We start from the raw sequence: 25,515 nt of genomic DNA on the forward strand, positions 1-25,515 counted from the left end.
TAATCTCAAGTCGTCTTTGCTCTCTTGAATGTTGATTTTGCAAACGCCAACCATACTCGTTAGCCCTCAATTCTCCTCCTCCCATCTGTAGCATATAAAAATTGAATCGGTATTACTAAAGTAACACTGAAATATGTTCGCTAATTCCATCGGAAACTCCATAGGAATCTGCAAGAAGTTGAGTGTTGGAACTGACTACACTCAAGTGAACTAAGACAAAGAGAACTTAGGAGTTGATGATTATGTCCAAAGTGCCTTCTAACTACCCACACGAAAGGAAAAGAAATGGCTAAAAAATTTGGTGCAAAATTGACCGCCGACGAGGTGCTTTCCGACATTGATCTCAAGGGAAAGCGATTTCTCATTACGGGTGCATCGTCGGGCATTGGACTCGAAACCGCCCGCTCACTGGTCGCTCACGGGGCTAGTGTCGTCGGCGCGGTCAGAAACCTCGCTAAAGCTGAGTCAGCCACTGCATCAGTTCGTGATGCCGCTTTGCAAGGAGGTGGCAGCCTGGAGTTGATCAACCTCGATCTGGCATCCTTGCAAAGCGTTCGTGCCTGTGCGGATAAACTGTTAGCTAACGGCCAGCCGTTCGATTCCATCATTGCTAACGCTGGCGTTATGGCAACTCCGTTTGGTCGAACGGTCGATGGCTTTGAAGTCCAGTTCGGGACGAACCATCTTGGCCACTTTGCCCTGATCAATGGGATCGAGCCGCTGCTCACCGATAATGGACGGCTGGTGGTGCTGTCGTCGCTAGCGCATCGCGGTGCCGATATCGATTTAGACGATCCGAATTTTGAGCAGCAGGCGTACGATCCATGGGTCGCCTATAGCCGGTCGAAAACCGCCAATTCACTGTTCGCTGTGGAGTTTGACAGGCGGCATCGCGATCGCGGCATTCGGGCTGCTTCGGTGATGCCCGGAAACAGTCTCACGGACCTACCCCGCCATTTCTCGCAGGAGGAGTTGCAGGGACTTTTGCAGACCGTTGACGCAGCGCGCACCGAAGCGGGTCTGCCGCCGAAAGAGTTGAAAGAAATTCCGCAGGCAGCCGCGACATCGGTCTGGGCAGCAGTCGTGGCTAACAAAGACGAGATTAGCGGACACTATCTCGAAGATTGCGCGATCGCGCCGATCAATGACACGCCCAACCCGTTTGCCGACGGCGTCAGGTCCTATGCACTCGACGCGAACAAAGCCAAGCAGCTCTGGGCGAAAAGCGAGGAATTGATCAGCGCTGCGTCTTAAAGGTTATCGCGCACATCTAAACGCAATCATCCATTCCACTTTCGTACTTGGATGAACACTCACAAGAATGCCCGATTGACGTATAAGCGTTAATCACCATGCCTTACGTTTCCCGTAAACTCAACCAGGAAAACATCATGTCACAAAAACTCTCAGGAAAAGTTGCGCTTGTCACTGGCGGCACCAGCGGTATCGGGCTTGCCACAACCAAGCGATTTGTCGCTGAAGGTGCCTATGTCTTTATCACGGGTCGTCGTCAGACTGAACTTGATACTGCTGTAAACGAAATTGCTAAGAACGTGACTGGCATTCAGAGCGATGTCTCAAATCTGGCAGACCTTGATCGGCTTTACGCCACGATCGAGCAAGAGCAAGGTCGCCTGGATGTAATCTTTGCGAATGCTGGCGGTGGAGAACTCATCCCACTTGGATCGATCACCGAAGAACACTTTGACAAAACCTTCAACACCAATGTCAAGGGTCTACTTTTCACTGTGCAGAAGGCACTGCCACTGATGCCAGAGGGCGCTTCCATCATCCTGAATGCCTCAACTAATTCCATCAAGGGTATCCCAGCCTTCAGTGTTTATGGCGCTACCAAAGCCGCCGTGCGATCGTTTGCCCGCACCTGGACACTCGACCTCAAAGACCGCCAGATTCGAGTGAATGCGGTCAGCCCTGGTTTCATTCCGACTCCCGCTTACGATCTTCTCTGGGGACTCAGTGAAGAGCAGTTGAAAGAATTTGTGGCGAGCCAAGCTAACAATATTCCATTGGGACGAGCTGGCACACCCGACGAGATCGCCAAAGCCGTTGTCTTTCTGGCTTCAGATGACAGCAGCTTTGTAAACGGCATTGAGCTATTCGTCGATGGTGGCATGGCACAAATCTAAGAAGATGCTGTGTTCACACCAGCTAACAATGCAGCAGACGGTTTAAAGCCGCTAGCGCTGCGTTCGAGTTTCTTTGTCGCCGCTGATTTGAGCCATTGGGCGTTTTGGGTGATGTGAGGTGTGGAACGGATGACGGATAAACTTGAGCAGAACAAACAGACGGTCACAGCATTTTATGACCTGATGTTCAATCAGTGTCAGCCCGCAGAAGCCATCGAGAAATATGTCGGCGATGTGTACATCCAGCACAACCCAACGGTGGCCGACGGGAAGCAGGCTTTCATCGAATATTTCGAGAGGATGGCGAAAGAATATCCGGGGAAGTGCGTCCAGTTTAAGCGCGTCTTCGCTGAAGGCAATTATGTAGTCTTGCATTGCTACCAGCAATGGCCGAGCGACAACGACTGGGCAGGCATCGACATCTTCCGCCTGGATGATAAAGGCAAGATAGTCGAGCATTGGGACGTGCTTCAGACCATCCCGGAAGCGTCGGCTAACGATAACACGATGTTCTGAACAGTTGAGTGCTGGTAGGGTGAAGTCCGGTTTGTACAACGGCACTGTTTATTCTAAATCAAGGAGAGTTGGCACAGATGGAATCTATGAAAGCAGCGGTATTAACTGCGTTTGGTGATGCTGAGAAGTTTGAGATTGGGGGCCGGCAACGATTCGTGTAAAAATGGACCACTTGCCCTGAAACTCCTATGGAATGAGGATTTAGAGCACAGTAACTTCACCTTGTAGGTGCAGGAATAATCACTGTGTCAAAATCCAGTGTGGGTGGACAACGATCGAGATTGAGATCATAGATGCCGAAACGATTAACATGATGCGTCCAGTAGGGACTCAACGCTGCGACAGCCTCCGACTCAACTGGGTAGCCAGAGCGTGCTAGCTCCTGGAGTATCCGGCTCATTTCAAAGACGTTGTAGAAAATCAGACAATTGGCGATCAGGTGGTTGTACTTGATGATCTTGCGTTGGTCTTCACGATTGTTGGTAGCAATCACCCCCTCACCCCCAAAAGACAGCCATTTGGCAAAGCCATTAAACGCCTCACTTTTATTGGTTGCAGCTTGAATGGTGGCGCGCAGATCGGCATCATGAATGTATTGCAGCAAAAATCCTGTCCGCATGGCACAGCCTAGCTCATGAAACGCTCGATAGAGCTTGTTCTGACTGCTATTGGTACCTAACTTTCGCAAAATGGTAGAAGCAGCAATCTTACCTGCTTTAATCGATAAGGTAACCCGCAGCATATCGGGTAGATGAGTTTCAATCAACTCCCAATTCACCGTTTCAGAGAACAGTTGACCAATGTGTAGGTAACGGGTCGTAGAACTGAAACGGTAGAGGATTAAATCCTTCCAATTGCGAATGCGTGGCATCAGTTGAATGCCTAATAAATATGCCAGGGCAAACACTGTAGCACTTTGGGATTGAGTATCTCCATGAATCGTATCTGGTTGAATCTCAGATGTATTCTTCAACAGTCCATCCAGCAAGTACACGGCTTCCCACACGCCACATGGAATGAAATGGCTGAATAGAGCAATGTACGTATCAGAAACGTGATAATACCCAATCCCACCATAACCGCCATACCGAATGTGATATTCTGCCAGCAAGTTATCTTCGTAGATATCCCACTTGGTTCCGTCTACAGAGGCTCGCTTGCCATCTCCCCACAGCTTGGGCAAGCTGAAGCGGTTGTAAGCATTGATGATAGTGGCATTGGCTGCCTGAAGCTTATCTGGATCAATGTGGCGCTGGTGAGCATAAGCAACCTGCTTGCGGTCAAATCCTTTAAGGGATCGAGCTGCTTGAGTCGGTCCTAAATTGCAACCATAGCAGAAGGTACTCGCCAAGTAGCGGGCAGCAGGATTGTCCAGTTTGGCATCATGTCCCGACTTCGGCTTGAAGAATCGAGTCCAGTTTAGCCAAAGCTCTGTGTCTGTCAAGACATCGAGCAGATTGACTGGGGACAGCCGTTGAGCAATGAGTGCTTTGAGCGTGGCTACTCCCGATATGATCTTTGCCTTTGGCTTGCGAATCACTAGACGATCCTTCTGGTAGTCCACATCGACGTTGGTTGGAAAGCCAGCATCCGTAGCTTGAGCCGTTGTTTCCAACCACTGCTGAACATGGGCGACAAAGGCACTCGGTTCGGTCGGCAACCCCAGTTGCTTGCCATATTCACTCACCATTTCCTGGTATTGTTCCCAGGAAATGAGTTGCTGACCGTAATCTCCATATTCCCAACTCCCCTCAATATACAGATCGCCAGACTTCAAACCTAATAGCAGGTGAGAAAAGACGCACACCTCGAATGGACGGCGTTGCAGTGTACTGGGATAGGGAGTGCGTTTGCGCTGTCCAGTGACGAGAGCCCACCACTTCTGGGAAATCCAACTCAGGTCAAGCAGGTGGATGTGTCGTTCCTCATCCGTACCTGGGTGTTCAGTTTGCACAACTGAAACCGAGGCACTCCGACTGTGCCGATGTTGCAAGATGAATTTGATCGCTTCTATCAACGAGGTATTCTGCGTAATCGAACGCAGTGGCAGCACGTCCAGCAAGCGAAATAGGGCGCTGCGTTGGCTTTTGTAGAAGGTTTGTAGCAAGGGGAAGTAATTGTTACCGACATACGCCAGATGAGCATCGCAGGCTTCCAGAAGGGTGGGACCCTGGTCGCCAATCACCGTTTCAATGTCAGCAAAGCGTTGAGCGATCTCCCCTTCACCTTGAAACGCTGCAACCACATCTCGTAAGGTGGCAATCAAGCTATCTGTGCGAGCTTGAGTCTCCTGACGCAGCATGGCTAACGCCTCTTTGCCGCGATGATGCATTTGCTGCATCTGACGAATGAACATCTCTGCTAAATCATCCAGCGTTCGCGCATATTGAGCATTCAGCAGGGCAACGGCGAGCGTGTACCGCTTCAGGATGCTCATTTGTCGCATCCGAGGAGCATCTAAAGCCTTTGCTTCCTCAGCAAAATGCTTCCGTTTAACTTCTGGCAATTGGTTGAGCACTACTGTGCCAATTTGCAAACCCGCTAACCAATGCAACCGTTCAACCAGATCTTTGAGGTGGGTGATAGTGGGCTTGCCAGGATCTCGTTTGACTTCATTCTAAAGTGTCTTTCCTGTTTCTGGATCTGCTCGAAACAACGTATCGATTTGACGACGTTCGATCTCACTGACAACTGGTTGCGGGTTTTGCATAAAAGTTGATAGCTTTATGGAAGCCTTTAAATCTCAACAAATGGGCAACTTCCGTGGGAAGATTGGTGACGTTGTTTTCTGGGTAAGCGAGCAACCAGTGCCATCCGCAGAAACGGAGTCACGAATAAAAGAGTTAGAGTCACAAGTTTCAGCCCTTCAATCAGAGGTCTGGGAGTTACGCACCGAAATTGCAACTCTAAGGTCTAATGTTTCCAGCTTAGAGAACAATTTTAGAAACTTTGATCATGGCTTTTCCGCATCCATCCTATTTCTAGTAGGTTCCTTTTGTGCGCTGTGGGCGCAAAATACCAGACGTAATCCCTGGCTATGGTTTTTCTTTGGGATGCTGCTTTCCCCTATTTCACTGCTGGTGCTGTTAACCAAAAACTCAGCAGATCAACGACGATAAACTCTACGTCAATCAACAGAATGAAGTTGTCCGAGTACTTCTAGTGGCATCATGCTTGAACGACTTGGTGTGATCTACGGTCGGCGTTGTGTCCATTCTTCCGACTTACAGCGAACGTCTGTTCCTCCCAATCGGCTGCTCCTAGACAGGAGTAGGGGCGATTGTGTCTAGGGGGAGTGTACTCGAACTTTCCACTTCCACATGACCAGGAGGTGGGAAGGTACAAATATAGCTATTTGCAAAGTTATCTGGATGAGGCATTGGAGTAAAATCCCACGGGGAAACAGGCGATGCACTCACAGATGCACAGAGTTGATAGTGCGTTGAACTAGGATTTCGCCCTGCACTAGAATAGACTCGCAGATAATAAGTGCCCGAATCTAGGGTCGTTTTTATCGATTCACTGCTCCTGTCTCGGCGGGCGGATGCAAACAGAACCTGTCCTTTGTCATTGAGGAGCTGCAAATTTGCATCTGCTTTTAGCCGAGCCAGCGAGAAGTTGTTGCTGCTCCGTTGGCTGAGGGTAAAGCGGAAGAAATCGTTGCTGTCCGCACCACCAATTTGATCCTTAAACCTCTAGCTGTTCAAGGGGTTGATTGCTCTTGCACGACTTAGAGTATTGCCAACGCGATCGCCAGCCATAAATGCAGTTCAGGAGGGTACAGTTTAAGCCTTCCCGTCATTCTCTACAAAGTAAAAGTTAATAATTTCGTTACACGGGATCTTTAAAGGCGAGTGATTTAACGTCAAAAGGATGCGGAAATTGCGCTAGTAATTTGACAGAAAACCTGTCGCGTATCTTGCTTTTCGGACTCTTACGTAAATCTGGTGAAAAGGGATGGGATTGCTGAAGCAGTTAACGTCGCTCAAGGGATTAAAGTACTTCCAGTCCTAACTTCACCTAAAACGCGTAGGAGTCTGAAAAACGGGAAACGTGACAGTAGAGTAACCTGATTCATCAGGGTTTCATAGTTGAAGAATGTGGTAATTCTCATGAAACCCTCTCCTCTTCTATCTCTGCAACCTTTTGTCCTATACTCAGGTGGACTATGAGTAATCCAAAACTGTTAAACGAGCCAGAGGACAACTCGGAACTTCTCAGGATGTTCAACGAAGATCAGTCCGATCGTCAACCGCCAGCAGGACAGGCGATCGATTGGTTTATAGTGGGTTCCAGAGATGCAGTACGACTAGCACGAGTAAAGTAGCGGGCGTAGTGTCTACGTCAGTGGGATATATGGGAGGACATTTCGAGCATCCCAGCTATCTCGATGTTTTGTCTCGCATTACAGGTCACGCAGAGGTTTGCCAGGTGGAATATGACCCGTCGCGCGTCAGCTATGACGAATTGCTGGCACTCTTTTGGCAGATCCACGATCCCACCAGCCTCAATCGCCAGGATGCAGCCCGGGGAGAACATATCGATCGGTCATTTTCTACCACACCCTTGACCAAGCGACGCGATCGCTCGATAGTCCAAAGAGCGTCTCGATCGCTCCGGCGAGTACAACAAGCCGGTTGTGACTCAGATTGAGCCTGCGTCCCCATACTGGTTAGCCTCCGAAGAACACCAGCAATATTTGGAGAAGAAACAGCGACGGCAGACTCACAGCAATCAGCCGATCGTTTCCCCGTAGATCATGCAGCCCCTTGTCGGATAATGAATAGGGAAAAACGGAGCGTTACAACAGGGGATGAAATGACCCAGGCGAAACAGGGCAGTGACTTGCAGCTATACGATTGTTTTCAGCAAACTAAACGGCAGCGAGTCAGCGACGGGGCGATCGTGCCCATTCTGGAGGGATGTAGTTCTGCCGCTCGAATCCTGGTGCTACTGTGGTCGCAGTTGGGGGATTTTGACAATCTTGAATATGCCTGGTGGTTGCAGCGGGAGGCAAAATCACTTCGAGAGGCAGGCATTGCCATTCGTGCCGTAGGAATTGGCGATCGAGGCTCAGGAGAACAGTTTTGCGCCTACACAGGCTTCCCTGCGGATTGCCTTTTTGTTGATCCGAAAGCCGAACTGCATCAGCAGCTTGACCTCTACCAGGGACTATTGCTGAAGTTACCCCTGCTCTCACCCGGACAAAATGCCTGGCTAAACCTGCTCTTAATGTGCGCCGGAATTGGCAGTCCAGGAACGCTCTCCGAAGTCTTTCGCGGCTATCGAGGCGACCGGAAAGCTCCTCAACTGATTGCGGATGAGGAAACGGTGAAAGCACCCCCACTTCCGCCCCTGAAAGGTTCCTCGTTTCGATGGGCAGGCGGCAAAGGGTATCAGCGTCCGTTTGAACTGGCGACGCTACGTCTGCGAAACATGGGCGAAGTGTTGAGTCACTGGAAAACCTATGTACCCGACTCTGCTTATCTGACGCAGCGCGGCGCAACATTTCTGTTTGATGCTGAGGGTCAGTTGTTGTACGAACACCGCGATCGTGCCATTCTGGGTTTTGCTGAAGATAAGAGCAAACCGCTGTCATTTCTCACCGTGCGATCGGATTAACGAACGGTACAACGGCAGATAGCATTCCAATTCAGCCTTCTACGGCTTTGGGGCGAGGCAATTCCTCCAATCAACAGGAATTCAGCGGGGTCAGGACTTTGACATCTGCTCTAGCAGTCCTTTCAAGGCAGCATCCTGCCGTTCTTGCATTGCCTGGCACACTCGCTGCCACAGGATCTGATCCTGAATGTGAATGCCCATTGCTTCAGTCGCCTCTTTCGCATCCTCCGGTTTACCCTCGGCAATCAAGGTCAGCAGAAATTGGATCGCCTCTGGCTGCCGCAGTGTAGAGATAGCGAGAATTCCTGTTTTGCGAAGCTGCGGATCTCGAATGCCCTGCCACCAATCCCGCAGAATCAGAAAGGCTTCGTTTAATTGCGACTCAGACAAGGCTAACACTGCAGCTTCTGCCTGGTCTGCCTCTGCTAATGCCATTGCGGTACGAGCATAAAGGACATCCTCGACCAGAGGGAGGGACTGCTGGGGTGCCAGTTGCAGCAGGGCAAGTAAACATTCTGATAGCACAGGTGAGGTGTCGCCGACTTTGACCCGCAATCGCAAAAGCGGTACTCCCTGATCATTGGCGCTATAGGCAATTGCTCGTGCTGCCCCAATTCGAGCCTCTGGTTCTGGATCTGCCAGTAGATCGCCTAACTCGACTATCACTTGAGGATAATTCATTCGCACCAGCCCTAATGCACAGGTGCCGCGCAGTCGAGGAGCCGTGTCCGTCGTGCCACCCCAGATGGGTTCTGGCTGAACGTGCCGAATGCCTTTGAGGAACAGCGTTTCGTTGCTGTATTCCAGGCGATACAGTGTATCTGCTATGGCTTGTTTTGCCAGACAACCAGGATCGTTGTCCTTCGGTTTAATCAGGAAACGATCAAAAGCATCCACGAGATCGGGAATAAAAGCATACAGTTCCGCTTGAGCCACGATGCCAGCCGCTTGAGCAGCAGCAACTGAATATTTGCTGCTCAGAACTTGTTGCAGCACCGCTGAGGCTGTTTCTGAAGTGGGGTCAGGGCGAATCTGGTTCAAACTTGCGGTCAATTCTTCCAGTTTGCGAGACTTTGCCATCGGTGCTTGCCCTCCCGTGATGGATTGAATTGGTTCTGTTGGGTCTGGACAGTTCTGGGGCTTTATGAAATAGTACTATTGTTCACGCAACACCATACAACGATTACATTGCCCCTAGTCATCGCGCTGGGGGTTTTAATGATCCTGAGCGGGCAATCGCTTGCTAAAGTGTGAACGTTACAATCAAGAAGCAGCAATATTATCTATGGCGAGCGGTAGACTCAGAGGGCAATGTGCTTGATATTTTGATGCAACAGCATCGAGATACGAAGGCAGCTAAGCGGTTTTTCTGCAAGCTCCTCAAGCAGCAAGGCTTTGTGCCTCGGGTGCTCGTAAGCGACAAGCTGAAAAGCTACGAAGCTGCCCAAAAGCAGATGCTCAAGAGCGTGGAGCATCGACAGCACAAGGGGTTGAACAATCGAGCAGAGAACTCGCATCAACCGACTCGAGTGCGAGAGCGGCGGATGCGGAAGTTTAAGTCACCGGGGCAAGCCCAACGATTTCTGGCTGCGTTTGGACCGATTCGAGACCACTTCCACCCGAAACAACATCAGCTAACAGCTCATCGCTACTGCGAACAAATGCGTCAACGAATTGAAGATTGGCAAGAGATTGTTGGGTTGAAATCTGCCGCATAATCCTGTGATTCCACCTCACTAGAGACTACCGTGCTTACTCTTAAATTTTTCTGGTTAAGTTGACTGCGAGGATAGAAGAGTCTTTCTGCTGCCAATCTGACCCATAAGTTGACCGGCTCTGTGCCTTTGTATTGATTTGTCGATTGGAAGTAGAAAGACTTTTGTTGCTGGTGTGGCTTGGGCATCGTGACCTGATAGGAGCCTGTCTTAAATAAAGTCTCATCGCAGTCTTGTCCATTGCCCAGTTCTGCAAGCAGTTCTGCTCTTCAACCAGGCGGTAAACAATGACACAATCTACGACCGATCCGAATGCAGTGATCATCGGCGTTGACACGCATAAAGACACGCATGCTGCAGTTGCTATTAATGGCTTAGGTGCACGTCTAGGAGATCGCATCATACCGACTACTCAAGCCGGATATCAACAATTGCTGGAGTGGGCAAAGACATTCGGCGTGTTTGCTGCGTTTGGTGTGGAAGGAACTGGGTCGTATGGCAAGGGTTTAAGCCAGTTCCTGCGTCGTCAAGGACTGAAAGTGGTGGAAGTCAGTCGTCCTTGCCGCCGGGGTCAGCAACGGTTGCAAGGCAAGGATGATCTGCTCGATGCAGAAGATGCCGCTCGCCAAGTGTTGGCTGGACAAGCTACAGCAACTCCGAAATCGAGCGAAGGTGGAGTGGAAATGATTCGGATTCTCAAAGCAGCACGAGATACGGCAGTCAAAGCCCAAACTCAAGTGATAGTGGCACTCAAAGTGATCATCGTCACAGCCGATGCAGCGTTACGGGCACAGTTGGAATCTTTGTCCACCCCCCAGTTGGTCAAAGCCTGTGCACAACTCGAAGTTGGGACACTCGATACACCGATGGCAACGATGCGCTATGCCCTCGCTGCAATGGCAAAACGCTGGACACAGTTACATGACGAGATTGAAACGCACACCCAGCATCTCACGACCCTCGCCCAAGCAGCAGCTCCTGAATTAGTGCAAGCGTTTGGCATTGGAACGGATACGGCTGCTGAGATGCTGATCACCTTTGGGGATAATGCGGAGCGTGTGCATTCTGAAGCCGCCTTTGCCAAGATGTGCGGCGTCTGTCCAATTCCAGCGTCTTCCGGCAAAACGCAGCGCCATCGCCTCAACCGAGGCGGAAACCGTCAGGCGAATGCCGCGCTATTTCGCGTGGTCATTGTGCGAATGCGATGGCATCAGCCGACCCAGGACTACGTTGCCCGTCGGATAGCACAAGGGTTGTCGAAACGAGAGATTATTCGGTGTCTCAAACGTTATGTCGCAAGAGAGATTTATCACATTATTCGCAAAAGCACTCCCCTCCCCAAGTGCCTGACGTGATGCATTCTTAGAGTACAAAAAGGACTTGACATCTATAGGAGCATCAGTACCCGACCAGTGGCAAACCTACGAGTTTGTGCAGATTGCGAAGGGACAGGCAGCTTGGGAAACGGATCTGGCGATGCGGGCAAACCGCCTGCTGATTTGTGATACTGACCCGCTGGCAACCCACGTCTGACATCGCCGCTACCGAGGAACTTATTGCCCAGCCGTTGAACGGATTGCTGAGCGTTGTCACTATGACCTGTACATTCTGACTGCTCCTGATTTTGCCTTTGTGCAGGACGGGACGCGCGAGGGTGAAGAGATTCGGCTGGAGATGCACCAGTGGTTTATTGAGGTACTGAACCAGAAAAGCAAGCCGTACATCACCGTGCAGGGAAAACATGAGCAGCGAATGGCAGAGGCGATCGCAGCGATTGATGCTTTGCTTGTATTTCCGCCTTTAGCCGCCTGAAGTAGGGATTTCACTGTTCTCCTTCCCTGCAGGGGACTTTGCGGGCGGTATTTCGGCTGGAGGAAGGACAGACTCCTGTTCGCCCCGTTGATTGCTGCAAAACTTCGAGGCGTCCTGCCTAATTGAAACCAAAATTTACAGCAAAATTGATTCAAAAAATCAGGAATTGGTTAGGGTATGGGTGATGTCTCTCTATATGAAATAGAAATTCTCAAGGAGGTGGAGGATGACTGTATTCGTAGCCGATCGCGTCACGGCAAAGACACTCACGCTTCAATCGCAAGCCACAGTGAGTCTCGTTCACTCCTGCACCATTTCGGCAAGATGATTCGAACTCTTCTGTGAACCTTGCACTGTACAAGTTATCACAGAAAGGAAATCCAATGAATTTAGAACAATTAGGCTGGAGCGATCGTTATGCTTGCAGCTTTAGATCTTACTACGACCAAGGATTTGCGGTCGGTCGAGTTGCTGTTGAACATCGTAATTCTTACTTGCTTTACACTGAGCAGGGGGAGCAACTGGCAGCAGTTTCTGGTAAGCTCAGGCATCAAACGACTGGCATTCAGGACTTCCCAGCCGTTGGAGACTGGGTGGTGATTCAGTCCAGTTCGATAGACCATCGCGCCACAATTCACGCAATCTTGCCACGCAAGAGCAAATTTTCTCGCAACGTTGCAGGTAGTACGACTGAGGAACAGGTGATTGCTGCCAATGTCGATACCGTATTTCTCGTTTCTGGGTTGGATGGTGATTTGAATCCGAGACGGATCGAACGCTATTTGATTCTGGCATGGGAAAGCGGTGCCAGCCCGGTGATTGTATTGAACAAGGTAGATCTCTGTTTGCACGTTGAACGACGACTGGCAGAGATAGAAGCGATTGCCATTGGTGTTCCAGTTATTGCTTTGAGTGCCACACAAAAACAGGGAATGGATGCGCTCCAATCCTACCTACAAGCCGGAAAAACGATCGCCCTGCTGGGGTCATCGGGTGTGGGTAAATCCACGATTGCAAATCAATTGAACAGTGAGCCACTACAGACAGTTCAGGCAGTTCGGCGAAGAGACGATCGCGGTAGACATACCACCACGCATCGACAATTAATTCTGCTCCCTTCGGGTGCATTAATGATTGACACACCGGGAATGCGTGAAATTCAAGTATGGTCAGGTGCTGAGGGATTGACAGAAACATTTCCAGAGATTGAAACATTGGCGCAGCAGTGTCATTTTCGAGATTGCCAGCACCAACAGGAACCCGGCTGTGCCATTCAACAGGCACTCGCTGACGGACATCTCGACCAAGGACGGTTCCTGAACTATCAAAAGTTGCAGCGAGAACTATACTATCTGGCTCGCAAGCAAGACCAACGAGCAACTCTGGCAGAGAAGGAGCGGTGGAAGAAAATTCATAAATCGCTCCGCAACCACCCCAAATACCGGGAATGATGGTTCGCTTAATACTCTATGGATTTAATCCATTATCACACCCAAACTACTCGTGGAAACCAACTTGGCATATTTTACCAGTACGCCTCGTGTACACAGTGCAAGGTACTCATGAACACCGAATGGCAAAGGCGATCGCTGCGATTAATGCTTTGCTCCAGCTTCCGCCTTTAGATGCCTTCTGAATCCTGCGAGTACAGTACTCTGGTATACTCTGCCCCATGGAGTTGACCTAAAAGCTAACGCGACCTGTCGTAATCAACTGAAATCTTGCAAGCAACGATACAACTGACAGAAACAGTGTCCCTCAGGGGGTGACAGCGAGGCAGAAAGGTAAGGCTGGTAGCAGACAGAGACGATCTGAAGCCGAAAAAATAGGGTGAATCCGAAGAATCACCCTCAATTTCAAAAAATGTTGCCTTCATTTTATCAGGCTTGTCTACAAACGCAACTGAGTTCAATTCAATTCATAACCCTGCAAATGCTGGTCGCCCTGCTGCAACGGGAACGTTGCGTGAGCATTGAGCGGTTAGCCACCTTATTTGCTCAACCCATTCAGTTTGAAAGTCGGCGGCGGAATCTTCAACGGTTTCTGCAACTTCCCCAGTTGAATATCAAAACCTTGTGGTTTCCGATCCTCAAATATTGGCTCAAGCAACAGTTTCATCGAGGGCAACGGCTATCGCTGGTGATTGACCGGACTCAGTGGAAACATCATAATCTGCTGATGGTCAGCGTCGTTTACAAGAAGCGAGCTATCCCACTGTTCTGGGATTGCCTCGACCATTGCGGCTCAAGTTCGCTCTTCGAGCAACAAACCGTTCTGCGGCCGGTGTTGAGTTTGATGCAGCGCTATCGCTGTATTGTGCTGGGAGACCGGGAGTTCCACAGCGTTGCGCTTGCCGATTGGTTGCGTCAACAACGGGTCGGATTCGTCCTGCGCTTACCCAAAAGCACGACGGTCAAGTCCCAACTCAGACGCTAAATGGTTGTGTCGCAAAAACGGGTCAATGGTAGGGTAGACAAGCCAGTTGTGTCGCAAAAACTTATTAGGGACAAACGATTGGTATCGTCTGCATTCCCTTAAGCAGCAATTCCAAAGATTACTTCAATAAACTTCGATTGAGAGATACTATCCCCTTGGTTAATTCCATTCACTTGTCCTTTGCGAATCATATTCATCGCTTCAATGCCACTCAAGGTTCTTCTGGCACTATTAAACGACTTAAATCCCATCATCGGCTTCACGATATGCTTAATGTTCCGATGATCTTGCTCAACTACATTGTTTAAATACTTGCTCTGCCTTAAGTCGGTCTCTTTTTCAATCGTTCCATCTTTTTGAAGTGCCTCCATTGCCACTGGATAAGCTGCATTCTTGTCCACATTAATGACTCGTGGAGACCCAGTGTGCTGTGCTTTAAGCACTTTACGGAAAAATTGTGCCGCTGCCTTGCCATCTCGTTTGGCACTCAACATGAAGTCCAGAGTATTCCCCTCCGAATCGACAGCACGATACAGATATTTCCACACTCCCCTGACTTTGATATACGTCTCGTCCACGCGCCACGAGTCGTTTGTCGGCTTCAAGTGAGGTCGAATGCGTTTGTCCAGTTCTGGGGCTCTAACAATGGTAAGGTGACTGCCGAAGCTTCAATATGAGTCAAGTAAGCCAGGCTCTGAGGGGAGGGGATGATCGCTCCTCTTGACTCTCCAGCCTACTAGAGAGTTTAGAATGAAAGCATGGCATTAGTGAGGTAGCTATGCTAGCCCAAGAACAGTTACAACGGATTGGTTCAGTTGCGAAAGAGAGCGGACTGCCAATCAAAACGATTCGCTATTACGATGAGTTAGGGTTGCTCAAAACTTTTGGCAGAACAGAAGGCAACTATCGACTGTTCAACTCAGATGTATTTGGTCGTTTGCGGTTTATCAAACGCGCTCAAAGTTTAGGGTTAAACCTGTTAGAGATCAAAGAATTTCTAGAAGTGCATGATCAAGGTGATTTACCGTGCGATCACATCAAAGTGAAACTAGAAGATAAGCTCTCACAAATTGAGCAGCAAATCCAGCAATTACAGATTCTGAAGCAGGAGTTGAACGGGCTTCTATCTGGTTGGGAAGCTATTCCTGAGCATCCTGAAGAAACAATCTGTCCGATTATTGAACGAGCATAAAAACTCTTTGAGTTTAATAATTTTTCAGCCTATGCGTTATAAAAACATAGGCTATTCTTGTTGGTGTTATTTTGAAATCATATTTAGAATAAGCAAGCCGTGTTTTTGTTTAATTTTGATTCTTTTTTGATTGCTTCTATTGACTCTCCAGCCAACTAGAGAATTTACGCTAATCCTAGTTGGAAAACTTCGATTGATTGGAGGTCTGCCATGAGAAGTTATCTTGAATCATTCAATGGTTACGCAGAGAAAAAGGAGCCATCACAACTCTCAGATGGGTTTAGACCCCAGTTTGAGGGAGTTAGCGATTGGTTCAATCACACCGTTAACGCGATCGCCCATGCCCTGCTCAGAAACTCAGATCCATTCATCTGGCAGAAGACCGATCGCAATGGCAATACCTGGTGGATTATTGATGATCCACTCACCGGAACTCGCTTCCACGCTGTGTCTGAAGAAGAAGTTCGTGCCTGGATTGAACAGCGTTATTATGCTCAACCCAAGTCCTCTGGAAATAATTCGAGCGATTTCAATCCACCTCTAATTGAACGGTGGTGAAATATGCAATCATCTGAACTTCCAACATCTTCTCAAAACGATTTACAACCATTGCCAAAGGATTCACGAAAGCGAGCGCCCCTCGGGTTACTCCTCATTGTGTTCCTACTGGGTGGCGGTGGAATTGCTTGGTGGCGTGTGCTGCCTCCAAATGATCAAGCCACTGCAACGGCTCAACAAGCACCGATGCCTGTTAAAACCATTGCATTACAGGCAGAAACGATTGAGGAGCGGTCAGAATTTGTGGCAAATTTACAATCCCGCCGTTCTGTAACATTGCGTCCCCGCACTCAAGGTCAAATTACCCAAATTCTAGTAAGTCCTGGACAACGGGTAGCATCTGGAACAGCGTTAATTCAGATTGACCCCTCTGAGCAGCAAGCGGTTGTTAACAGTGCCTATGCGAGTGTGGCTTCGGCTCAGGCGAACGTTGATAACGCGAATGCGGTACTGCGATCGCTACAAGCTGAGCGATTGTCCAAAGTAGCAGAGATGCAACTGAGCCAAGTTGAGCACGATCGATACGTTGCTCTTGCCACCGAAGGAGCTGTTTCTCAGCAAACGCGAGATCAGTATGCCAGCCAGTTAGAAGTTACCAAGGCAAGTTTGCGAGCAATTGATGAACAGATTCAAGCACAGCGAGCGGCTGTAGCCCGGGCTGAGAAGGCAGTTCAAGAAGCACAGGCACGCATTCAAGCACAGCAGGTGCAGCTGCAATACTTCCAAATTACAGCTCCGTTTGCTGGAGTGGTGGGCGATATTCCAGTCAAAGTCGGTGACTTTGTGGATACCTCCACATCACTTTTAAGCGTTGCAGAGAATGACCAGCTTGAAGTGAATTTCTCAATTCCGGCTGAACAGGCATCGCGCCTTCAAATTGGTAGTTCTGTAGATATTACGAATGGGCAAGGACAACATCTCGGCACCAGTAAAATCTTTTTCATTGCGCCTAATACGGCTGGCACAACACAATCCGTTTTAGTAAAAGCCTTGCTGAACAACGCAAATGGACAACTGCGAACGGATCAATTTGTCAGAGCTAACGTGAGTTGGAACCAACAACAAGGTGTACAAATTCCAACAACGGCTGTGACGCGCTTAGGTGGAGAAACCTTTGTATTTGTCGCGGAATCCTCTAAAACTGGATTGGTCGCTCGACAACGGTTAGTTGAACTGGGCAGCATTGATGGAAACAAATATCATGTCCTGAACGGATTAAAGCCAGGAGAGAAGGTCATTGTCTCCAATCTATTTGCATTGAGAGAAGGAACCCCGATCGCGCCACAGTAGGGCAAAACTTCTACAGCAAAATCCCTCCAAGATTCAACACTTATCTTCCTTACGCTTCGTCTCACGCAGGATCTAACCCACTTCATTCCCTGGGTATTCGATATGTTTGTCAATTTTTTCATCAAGAAACCCGTCTTTGCGATCGTATGCGCGCTCGTTATTCTCATCGTTGGGCTGATTAGCATTCCAACCTTGCCCATTGAGCAGTACCCCGACATCAGCCCACCCCAAATTACAGTGACCGCAAATTATGTGGGTGCCAGTGCTCAAGTCGTTGAAGATACTGTGACAACTGTATTGGAGCGACAGATTAACGGGGTAGAAGGGATGCGCTACATCAGTTCCACCAGCAGCAACGATGGCACCAGTAGAGTTATCATCACGTTTCAGCAAGGGTATGACCTGAGTGTAGCGGACTCTGATGTGCAAAATCGGGTACTGCAAGCTGAACCCCAGTTACCTGAGGTGGTGCGACAAACCGGGGTGATGGTCTCCAAGCAATCGAGTGCGATCGTTCTGGCAATGGCACTTTACAGCGAAGATGACCGCTACGACGACACCTTCATCAGCAATTATGCCGACCTGTATGTGCTGGATCCACTGCGGCGAATTCCCGGTGTTGGCAATGTGGTTGCGTTTGGCGATCGCCGTTATGCCATGCGAATTTGGTTAGATCCGCAACAGCTAGCCAGCCGCAGCCTGACCGCTCAAGATGTGATCACTGCCCTGAATCAGCAAAATTTGCAATTGGGGATTGGTAGTATTGGACAACCCCCCGCCCCCGATGGACAACTGTATCAAATCGACTTGCAAACAGACGGTCGCCTAAAAGAAGCAGGTGAGTTTGAAAATTTGATCCTCAAAGCGAATCCCGATGGCACAACCGTCAAGCTTAAAGACGTAGGACGGGCTGAATTAGGAGCTGAGAGCTACAGCACGTTCGCCAGCTATAAAGGACACGTTGCCGTCGGCTACCAAATTCTGCAAATTCCGGGCAGCAATGCTTTAGAGATTGCCAAAGCCGTCAAAGCGGAGATGCAACAACTGTCACAAAACTTTCCACCCGGATTGAGCTATGACATTCCCTATGATTCCTCTCTGTTTGTGGAGGCATCTTTCCGAGAAGTAATCATCACGCTACTTCAATCCGTTGGGTTGGTTGTACTGGTCATCTTTCTGTTCCTACAAGATTGGCGCACGACCATTATTCCGGCGGTTACAATTCCCGTGTCGTTAATTGGTACATTTGCCTTTGTCAAACTGTTTGATTTCTCCCTCAATAGCCTCACATTGTTTGGTCTAACTCTGGCAACGGGCATGGTAGTGGATGATGCGATCGTGGTGGCAGAAGATGTGACTCGATTAATTCAAGAGAAGGGATTAAGTCCGATTCGAGCCACGGCGGAAGCGATGCGTGAGTTATTTAGCTCTGTGATTGCCAGTGGAATTGTGCTAATGGCAGTTTTCATTCCGGTAAGCTTCTTACCCGGAACGGCTGGACAACTGTACAAGCAGTTTGCCCTGACCATTACCTTCTCGATCGCCATCTCAACCTTCAATGCCTTGACCCTAACGCCAGCCCTATCTGCTCTCCTACTACGGGAACAGGCACGACCCCGTGGAGTTTTGGGGTGGTTGGCAAAGCGAATCAATGGATTTCTGAATTGGCTACGGCATAGATATCAGCGATCGCTTCAGGTTCTCACCCGCTTCAAGCAAGTCGTGATGATCTTGTTTATCGCCTCACTGGTGCTGACGGTAGGGCTATATTTGCGAGTTCCCCAAGCCTTTTTGCCGCAGGAAGACCAGGGGTACTTTATTAACCTAATTCAGGCATCCGATGGTGCTTCCCTCAACTACACCCGACAGATTGTGACGCAAGCAGAGCAAATCTTACTCCAACAGCCGGAGATTCAAGGTACGTTTGCAATGGGCGGGGTTGGCTTTAGTGGTAATACGCCCAACCGAGGATTAATGTTTGCCCCTCTAAAGCCTTGGGATGAGCGTCAAGAGCCAGAACAGTCTGTCTCTGCTATCTTGAGTCGGGTGCAGGCACCTTTGATGGGAATTCCTGAAGCTCCAGTCCTAGCGGTCAATCCTCCCACAATTCCCAGTCTCGGCAGCACTGGAGGGTTTGTCTTTCAGTTGCAGGATCGGGGCGATCGTAGCACTAGTGACATCAGCGCTCTAGATCAAATCAAAATGGAATTACTGACTCGCGCTAACCAAACCCCTGGATTGCAAGGAGTCTTTAGCACCTACACCGCCAATGCTCCACAGTTACGAATTGAGGTTGATCGCAATAAAGCAGAAGCCCTCCAGGTGTCTGTTGAGGAAATTTACAACACCCTGCAAACTTACATTGGCTCCCGGTATGTCAACGACTTTAACGCCTTTGGTCGCACCTATCGAGTGTATGTCCAGGCAGATGAGCAGTTTCGGTCTAATCCAGATGATATTGGTCAGTTGTATGTGCGATCGCATCAGGGAGAGATGATTCCTCTCAGTAATTTGGTGACTATCACTCCCACAACAGGTCCTCAAACCATTAACCACTACAACCTGCATCGTGCCATTGAAATCAATGGGGCTGCTGCTCCGGGTTATAGCTCTGGGCAAGCGATTCAGATCATGGAAAAACTTGCGGCTGAAGTCATTCCCGCTAACATGGACTTTGAATGGTCTGGGATTTCCTTAGAAGAATTGGAATCAGGTGGGCAAGCCCCGTTAATCTTTGGCTTGGGTGTGTTCTTCGTATTTCTCGTTTTAGCAGCCCAATACAATAACTTTGTTGATCCGCTGATCATTATGTTGTCTGTACCCCTGGCGGTCTTAGGCGCATTATCAGCACAGTGGATGCGGGGATTGTATAACGACATCTATTGCCAGGTAGGGCTGTTGATGTTAGTTGGACTAGCCAGCAAAAACTCGATTCTCATGGTGGAATTTGCCAATCAGCTACGATCGCAAGGATTACCCCTGACAAAAGCCATCATTGAAGCGTCTCAAGATCGCCTGCGCCCCATTTTGATGACCGCGATCGCCGCTTTACTGGGAGCTTATCCAATGTTGTTTCCTACTGGAGCAGGTTCTGCTAGTCGTCAGTCATTGGGAACCGCAGTCTTTGGTGGTACGTTCGTCACCACGTTTCTCAGTCTCTTTGTTGTTCCTGTTCTCTACATTGTGATCGGCAAAATTCGAGAGCGAATGATACGACCAAAAACCATTCAACCCGTTGATGAGTGGGTGTAGTCAAATTAGGCAAAAATTTTCGATTGAGGGCTTGGCTCTCTAGCTAACTAGAGACTCTAGGATTACAACAAGGGTTAAAAAGTTAGCTGCTCAAGAAAGCTACTTAACTCCAAGCTTTTTCAATACACCTTAATACCCACCTTGTTGAATCTATTTCAGATGTAGAAATGAATCGGTTTATTACTGCGATCGCCATTGTTAGCACATTATCCATTGCTCAAGGTTGCACACAACTTGCTCAAGTTAAGGAGGAACCCACTATGACAACCACAACTCATCCAAAGGCGGCTCATGCAGAAGAAACAAATCACAGTCATCCTATAACTCACACTGCAAGTCATGGTGAGCATGGAGGTGATCATGCAAACACTTCTGCATCAACTCAAGCAAAGCTCATAACGACTGGTGTGATTACTCCTAATGCTTCCACTATCCTTCAGATTGATGTACAGGATGAGAACGGAAAAGCGCTCGCCCAGTTCGATCAATTCCAAGAGCAGGTTATGCACCTAATTGCTGTCAGCGATGATTTGCAAGTCTTCCAACATCTTCATCCTGTGTACAAAGGCAATGGACGATTTGAGGTTGAAGTACAGTTTCCTCAGTCCGGCAATTACACGCTGTTCAGCGACTATCAACCGACAGGACAAACTGAGCAAGTTTCTGTGCTGAAAACCCAAGTTGCTGGAAATACTGCTCCTGTGGCTCAGGCCGATTGGAGCCGTACCAAAACTTTTAATGAAACTATTGTTGGTTTTGCTCCAAACCAAGCCACAGTCCGAGCAGGGCAAGAGGTTGTTTTGCCCTTTAACCTACAAGATGCAGCCAGTTATCAACCCATTACTGATTTACAGCCTTACTTGGGTGAAAAAGGACATCTGGTCATTCTGCGTCAATCTCCTACTTTAACGCGAGAAAACTACATTCATGCTCACGCTGTGCAGAATACCCCCGCAAACCAAATTCACTTTGCAACACGCTTTCCACAGCCCGGAAGGTACAAATTGTGGGGACAGTTCAATCGCAACGGTGAAATTATTACGGCTGATTTTTGGGTAGAGGTCGTTGAGTAGTATCATATCTCCGCTTCTGGCTGCATGATTGGGATTATGCTGATCAGACTCACGGCTCCATCGTCCATCACCAACATCCTGTATTGCCTTCTCCTTAACCGAGGGAAGGCAACGTTAGCGAGTAAGTAGCTAGGCAGATTTAAGCGTAAGACGCTCCAATGTCCACCCACCTTGTTGACTGCGATGCTCCATGCCTTCAATAATAGCATTCGCTAAGTCATACTCATTGTCGAAGTTTCTACCCGCAATTTCATGCGTTTTGAGTTGATGCCACTGTGTCTCAATCAAATTCATTTCTGAACTGTAGGGTGGCGAAAAAATAAATATAACCCTTGGGTTTGCCATTGTTGCCAGTGTTCACGGGCAAGGTAACTGGTATGGGCAGAGCCATTATCCTGAACAATGACGGTAATGCGTCCTGTTTGCTGCAAGGTCTGTTCGCACTTGAGGGCAATCTGCTGCATCACTTTGACATACCGTTCTTTGGTAAAACTGCCTTGTCCCAAAGCATAGTCAAACGACTCCTCCACCTGCCATATGCCGAGAATGCTGATGCGATCTCCGTAGGTCTTCACCTGCTCAATCCGTTTTTGTGTCCCAATGCGAGCATAGCTATAACTCACAGGACTCTCTAAACAACATCCCGATTCATCCAGGTATTTGAGATCCAGGTGCCCTTCCTGTGCCGCTAGTTGCAACGTAGCTAGGTCCGCTTGCTTCAGAGCTTTTGCCTCAGGGTCTTGCCGACCTCGTTGGCACTGTCTTGTCCGTTTCCACACAAACCCCTTTTTTTGAGCACTCGACGAATTCGCTCAGCACTCAGCTCTAGTTGCCGCTCTTGCTTCAGTTTCAAGGCGAGTTGCAGACTGTTGTATGTCCTCGGCTCCTGCTCCAGGCATTGTTCCAGATAGAGCAAATCAGCCTCTTGCCATTTGGGTTTAGCTCCCCGTCCAGGCGCGTCCCACAGTCCCCCTAAGCCATCTTGTTGCCACCGGCGCAGCGTTTGGCGCACCGTGTTCTCCTGATACTCGAAGATCTCGGCAATGGAAGGAACGGTCCAGCCCTGGGCATTCAATCGTAGCATGTGTGCCCGATCACGAGTCCGTTGAGGAACTGTGGTCGCAACCCGCAATTCGCTCAACGCTCGATCTTCTTCTGCACTCAATTGAACATGTACGGGGGCAGGCATAACTGACAAAATTCTAGAGGGGGTGCTCCCTTCTATCTTACGTTTAATTTCGACTGCCTACTTACGCTAACATTTCATCCTGGTTTGATTTTTTTGTCTTATAGTGCCGATGGAGATGAGCCAATCTTTCTTAGGAGCCAGATATGCAGTTGAAATTAGGTATCAGCATTGCAGCCGTTGGCGCACTCAGCATTGCGGCATTGGCTAGTTTGAACGTATCTAACTTATCCCATGCACAATCGCCCTACATAACACAGATAGGTAGCTCTATTCGAGGCTTGAGTACGCAGGAAATTAATGATCTGTTAAATGGACGAGGAGCAGGCTATGCTCGTACTGCTGAATTGAACAGCTATCCAGGTCCTAGACACGTCTTAGATTTGAGACAAGAACTAGTCTTGTCTTCAGAACAAGAGCAGCAGATCGAAGCCATATTTAGGCAGATGAATACAGAAGCGAAACAAGTCGGGCAGAACATTGTTGAACTTGAACGGAAATTCAGTAATGCTTTTGCTCAAAGAACGATTTCAGAGTCCGAAATTGAAGAGCAAACTCAGGAGTTAGCAATGCTGTATGGTCAATATCGAGTGATCCATCTGCAACCCCATTTGGAAGTCCAACGGTTACTTTCACCTGAGCAAATTGCCAAATATGACGAACTGCGAGGTTATAGTGATGCGTCGGTTCAACCTACTCCTAATTCTCCAGCACACCATCATTGAAGAGGCGATCGCTCTTCCTATCCCAACTTCACGCGCCGTAGCAGCATGGCATTAATAGCAACCACAACAGTGGAGACACTCATAAATAAAGCCCCAACAGCCGGAGAGAGCAAAATTCCTAAAGGATAAGCCACTCCTGCAGCAAGGGGAATCCCAATCACGTTGTAACCTGTTGCCCAGAACAGATTTTGAATCATCTTGCTGTAGGTTGCTTTCGCGAGTTTCAAGGCATAAGTGGCATCTAATGGGTTACTCTTCACGAGAACCAAATCCGCAGACTCGATCGCCACATTGGTTCCTGCCCCGATCGCAATTCCTAGATCAGATTCAAATAAGGCAGGAGCATCGTTAATGCCATCACCGACAAAAGCGGTCGGTTGTTCTGCCTTGAGTCGCCGGACTAGTGCAGCTTTGTCTTGGGGCAATACACGGGCATAGTAGCGATCGATTCCTAGCTGCTCGGCAACGGTCTTTGCCACTGCTTCCGCATCTCCGGTAATCATCACTACCTGTACATCCATCTCTTGCAGCCGTTGTACTGCAATACGGGCTTGCTCACGTACTTGATCTGCTAGTCCAAACAACGCCAGAACTTGGCGATCGTCAAGCAATACAATTGCGCTTTCTCCTTGTAATTCTGCCGTCTTTAGTCCTCCTCGAATTGGATTCGAGACAGTTAACTCCAATTCTTCTGCCCATTCGGGTCGTCCGACCCGGTAGCGTTTACCATTGACTGTTCCTTCAACGCCTTTACCTGCAACGGCCTTAAATTCACTTCCCTTGGGTAGCTCCAACTGACGGTTGTTGGCTTCCTGCACGATCGCTTGTGCTAGAGGATGTTCTGATAGTGATTCTAGAGCTGCTGCGATCGCTAACGCTTCTGTTTCTCCAATCCCTTCTGTGAAAATATGTTGTACGCCAAATCGCCCCTCTGTGAGCGTGCCCGTTTTGTCGAAGGCGATTGCTCGAATGTTACGTGCCCGCTCAAATGCCTCTCGTTTACGAACCAAAATGCCATGCTTGGCAGACATTGAAGTGGCGTTAACCAGCACCAGAGGAATCGCCAATCCTAACGCATGAGGACAGGTGATCACGAGAACGGTGACTGCACGGTTGATGGCAAACGTGAGGGCTGAACCGACTGCCAACCAAACGACAAACGTTAATGTACCAATCCCAATTGCAGCCAAGGTAAGCCAGTAGGCAAGCTGATCGGCTAACGCCTGGTATCGACTGCGAGAGGTTTGTGCTTCTTCTACCAAGCGCATAATTTGACTTAATGTGGTCTGCTCTCCAGTGCGGGTCACTCTTACAGTTAGTGCACCTTCACTGTTAACTGCTCCTGCAACCACCTCGTCACCAACCTGCTTGGTTACGGGACGTGATTCTCCTGTTAGGAAGGCTTCGTTGACGCTGGAGCCGCCTTCAATTACTTCTCCATCAATTGGAATCTGTTCGCCAGGACGGATCAAAATCGTGTCATTTCCACTCAAATCACTCACCGAAACATCTTCAATGCGTCCATTCACTAGGCGATGAGCAACAGAAGGGACTAGATCGGCTAAATGCTCTAATGCACGGCTGGCTCCCTGTACCGATGCCATTTCAATCCAATGCCCCAAGAGCATTACATCCACCAGTGTTGCCAGTTCCCAATAAAAAGATTCTCCCTCTAAGCCTAAGGTAACTGCTACGCTGTAAACAAATGCCACCGTAATCGCTAGCGCAATCAGCGTCATCATTCCAATCTGACTGCGTAGCTCATACCAGGCTCCTCTAAGAAAAACCCAACCTCCGTAAAAGTAGATGATGGTACTTAGGAGTGGGCTAACCCAGCCCGAACCTGAAAACTCAATGGCTCGATAGCCAAACCACATTTGAAAGTGAGATGCAAAGTAAAGGACGGGCAGGGTCAGTAGCAAACAGATAAAGAATCGACGTTTGAAAATTTCTGGGCTATGACCGGCATGTTTATTGTGACCCATGTGGTT

At 48.9% G+C, this 25,515-nt stretch carries 18 protein-coding genes and 6 pseudogenes; 19 read left to right on the top strand and 5 right to left on the bottom strand.

The annotated features are described in order from the left end of the window. The first annotated feature begins 285 nt into the window (after positions 1-285). The 3 genes from NDA02_RS24675 to NDA02_RS24685 all read left to right on the top strand — a co-directional run bounded on the left by NDA02_RS24675 (position 286) and on the right by NDA02_RS24685 (position 2,663). Entirely contained in the window at positions 286-1,254 is a 969-nt protein-coding gene (locus NDA02_RS24675) for an SDR family NAD(P)-dependent oxidoreductase (RefSeq protein WP_190792398.1), read from the top strand. A 137-nt stretch (positions 1,255-1,391) separates the two neighbouring features. Further along, positions 1,392-2,147: an SDR family oxidoreductase gene (locus NDA02_RS24680; protein WP_190792397.1), complete on the top strand. Its 756-nt coding sequence runs from the start codon at positions 1,392-1,394 to the stop codon at positions 2,145-2,147. A 129-nt stretch (positions 2,148-2,276) separates the two neighbouring features. After that, positions 2,277-2,663 carry a nuclear transport factor 2 family protein gene (locus tag NDA02_RS24685; RefSeq protein WP_190792396.1) on the top strand — a complete coding sequence of 129 codons (387 nt, stop codon included), beginning with the start codon at positions 2,277-2,279 and terminating at the stop codon, positions 2,661-2,663. Between the two features lie 217 nt (positions 2,664-2,880). Here the strand turns inward: NDA02_RS24685 and NDA02_RS24690 are convergent. Then, positions 2,881-5,280 (bottom strand): annotated as a pseudogene (locus NDA02_RS24690) (Tn3 family transposase); the annotation flags it as partial. 109 nt (positions 5,281-5,389) lie between these two features. Between NDA02_RS24690 and NDA02_RS24695 the strand changes: the two are divergent. The 4 genes and pseudogenes from NDA02_RS24695 (at position 5,390) to NDA02_RS24710 (ending at position 8,285) form a co-directional block, all read left to right on the top strand. After that, a complete protein-coding gene (locus NDA02_RS24695; RefSeq protein ID WP_190793266.1) occupies positions 5,390-5,782 on the top strand; it encodes a bZIP transcription factor in 393 nt (130 codons plus the stop codon). A gap of 1,049 nt (positions 5,783-6,831) precedes the next feature. Next, positions 6,832-6,990 (top strand): hypothetical protein, encoded by a 159-nt coding sequence (locus tag NDA02_RS24700; protein ID WP_190791490.1) that lies wholly within the window; start codon positions 6,832-6,834, stop codon positions 6,988-6,990. Continuing rightward, positions 6,939-7,419: pseudogene (gene msrA / locus NDA02_RS24705) on the top strand (peptide-methionine (S)-S-oxide reductase MsrA). Before NDA02_RS24700 ends, msrA begins: the two are co-directional and overlap by 52 nt. A 62-nt stretch (positions 7,420-7,481) precedes the next feature. Continuing rightward, entirely contained in the window at positions 7,482-8,285 is an 804-nt protein-coding gene (locus NDA02_RS24710) for a peroxiredoxin-like family protein (RefSeq protein ID WP_190791489.1), read from the top strand. A gap of 90 nt (positions 8,286-8,375) precedes the next feature. Here NDA02_RS24710 and NDA02_RS24715 read toward each other — a convergent pair whose 3' ends face one another. Next, a complete protein-coding gene (locus tag NDA02_RS24715) occupies positions 8,376-9,365 on the bottom strand; it encodes a hypothetical protein (RefSeq protein WP_190791488.1) in 990 nt (329 codons plus the stop codon). A 182-nt stretch (positions 9,366-9,547) separates the two neighbouring features. Between NDA02_RS24715 and NDA02_RS24720 the strand changes: the two are divergent. The 6 genes and pseudogenes from NDA02_RS24720 to NDA02_RS24745 form a co-directional block, all read left to right on the top strand. Continuing rightward, a pseudogene (locus NDA02_RS24720) lies at positions 9,548-10,003 on the top strand (DDE-type integrase/transposase/recombinase); the annotation flags it as partial. A gap of 284 nt (positions 10,004-10,287) precedes the next feature. Then, positions 10,288-11,355: an IS110 family transposase gene (locus NDA02_RS24725; protein WP_190791487.1), complete on the top strand. Its 1,068-nt coding sequence runs from the start codon at positions 10,288-10,290 to the stop codon at positions 11,353-11,355. A gap of 25 nt (positions 11,356-11,380) precedes the next feature. Further along, on the top strand, positions 11,381-11,533 hold the full coding sequence (locus tag NDA02_RS24730; RefSeq protein WP_190791486.1) for a hypothetical protein: 153 nt from the start codon (positions 11,381-11,383) through the stop codon (positions 11,531-11,533). Between the two features lie 15 nt (positions 11,534-11,548). After that, positions 11,549-11,812 (top strand): annotated as a pseudogene (locus NDA02_RS24735) (AAA family ATPase); the annotation flags it as partial. 383 nt (positions 11,813-12,195) lie between these two features. After that, positions 12,196-13,263 carry a ribosome small subunit-dependent GTPase A gene (rsgA, locus tag NDA02_RS24740; protein WP_190791485.1) on the top strand — a complete coding sequence of 356 codons (1,068 nt, stop codon included), beginning with the start codon at positions 12,196-12,198 and terminating at the stop codon, positions 13,261-13,263. Positions 13,264-13,675: 412 nt separating this feature from the next. Beyond that, positions 13,676-14,248: a transposase gene (locus NDA02_RS24745; protein WP_190791484.1), complete on the top strand. Its 573-nt coding sequence runs from the start codon at positions 13,676-13,678 to the stop codon at positions 14,246-14,248. A 98-nt stretch (positions 14,249-14,346) separates the two neighbouring features. On the opposite strand, the pseudogene NDA02_RS24750 reads toward NDA02_RS24745, so the two are convergent. Then, a pseudogene (locus tag NDA02_RS24750) lies at positions 14,347-14,886 on the bottom strand (IS6 family transposase); the annotation flags it as partial. Between the two features lie 140 nt (positions 14,887-15,026). Between NDA02_RS24750 and NDA02_RS24755 the strand changes: the two are divergent. The 5 genes from NDA02_RS24755 (at position 15,027) to NDA02_RS24775 (ending at position 21,613) form a co-directional block, all read left to right on the top strand. Further along, positions 15,027-15,440, top strand: a complete 414-nt coding sequence (locus NDA02_RS24755; protein ID WP_190791483.1) for a MerR family DNA-binding protein — start codon at positions 15,027-15,029, stop codon at positions 15,438-15,440. Positions 15,441-15,650: 210 nt separating this feature from the next. Beyond that, entirely contained in the window at positions 15,651-15,998 is a 348-nt protein-coding gene (locus tag NDA02_RS24760; RefSeq protein ID WP_348249425.1) for a hypothetical protein, read from the top strand. A gap of 99 nt (positions 15,999-16,097) precedes the next feature. Then, positions 16,098-17,288 (top strand): efflux RND transporter periplasmic adaptor subunit, encoded by a 1,191-nt coding sequence (locus NDA02_RS24765; RefSeq protein WP_347277850.1) that lies wholly within the window; start codon positions 16,098-16,100, stop codon positions 17,286-17,288. Positions 17,289-17,390: 102 nt separating this feature from the next. Continuing rightward, entirely contained in the window at positions 17,391-20,540 is a 3,150-nt protein-coding gene (locus NDA02_RS24770) for an efflux RND transporter permease subunit (protein WP_190791272.1), read from the top strand. Between the two features lie 260 nt (positions 20,541-20,800). Further along, positions 20,801-21,613 carry a hypothetical protein gene (locus NDA02_RS24775; RefSeq protein ID WP_348256122.1) on the top strand — a complete coding sequence of 271 codons (813 nt, stop codon included), beginning with the start codon at positions 20,801-20,803 and terminating at the stop codon, positions 21,611-21,613. A gap of 129 nt (positions 21,614-21,742) precedes the next feature. On the opposite strand, the pseudogene NDA02_RS24780 reads toward NDA02_RS24775, so the two are convergent. Then, positions 21,743-22,802 (bottom strand): annotated as a pseudogene (locus NDA02_RS24780) (IS630 family transposase). A gap of 143 nt (positions 22,803-22,945) precedes the next feature. Here NDA02_RS24780 and NDA02_RS24785 point away from each other — a divergent pair. Further along, a complete protein-coding gene (locus NDA02_RS24785; RefSeq protein WP_348256123.1) occupies positions 22,946-23,524 on the top strand; it encodes a Spy/CpxP family protein refolding chaperone in 579 nt (192 codons plus the stop codon). A gap of 17 nt (positions 23,525-23,541) precedes the next feature. On the opposite strand, the gene NDA02_RS24790 is transcribed toward NDA02_RS24785, so the two are convergent. Then, a complete protein-coding gene (locus NDA02_RS24790; RefSeq protein WP_348256126.1) occupies positions 23,542-25,509 on the bottom strand; it encodes a heavy metal translocating P-type ATPase in 1,968 nt (655 codons plus the stop codon). Positions 25,510-25,515 lie beyond the last annotated feature (6 nt).

It is taken from the genome of Leptolyngbya sp. ST-U4 (assembly GCF_039962215.1).
In the GTDB taxonomy this organism is placed as follows: Bacteria; Cyanobacteriota; Cyanobacteriia; order Elainellales; family Elainellaceae; genus Leptolyngbya_A.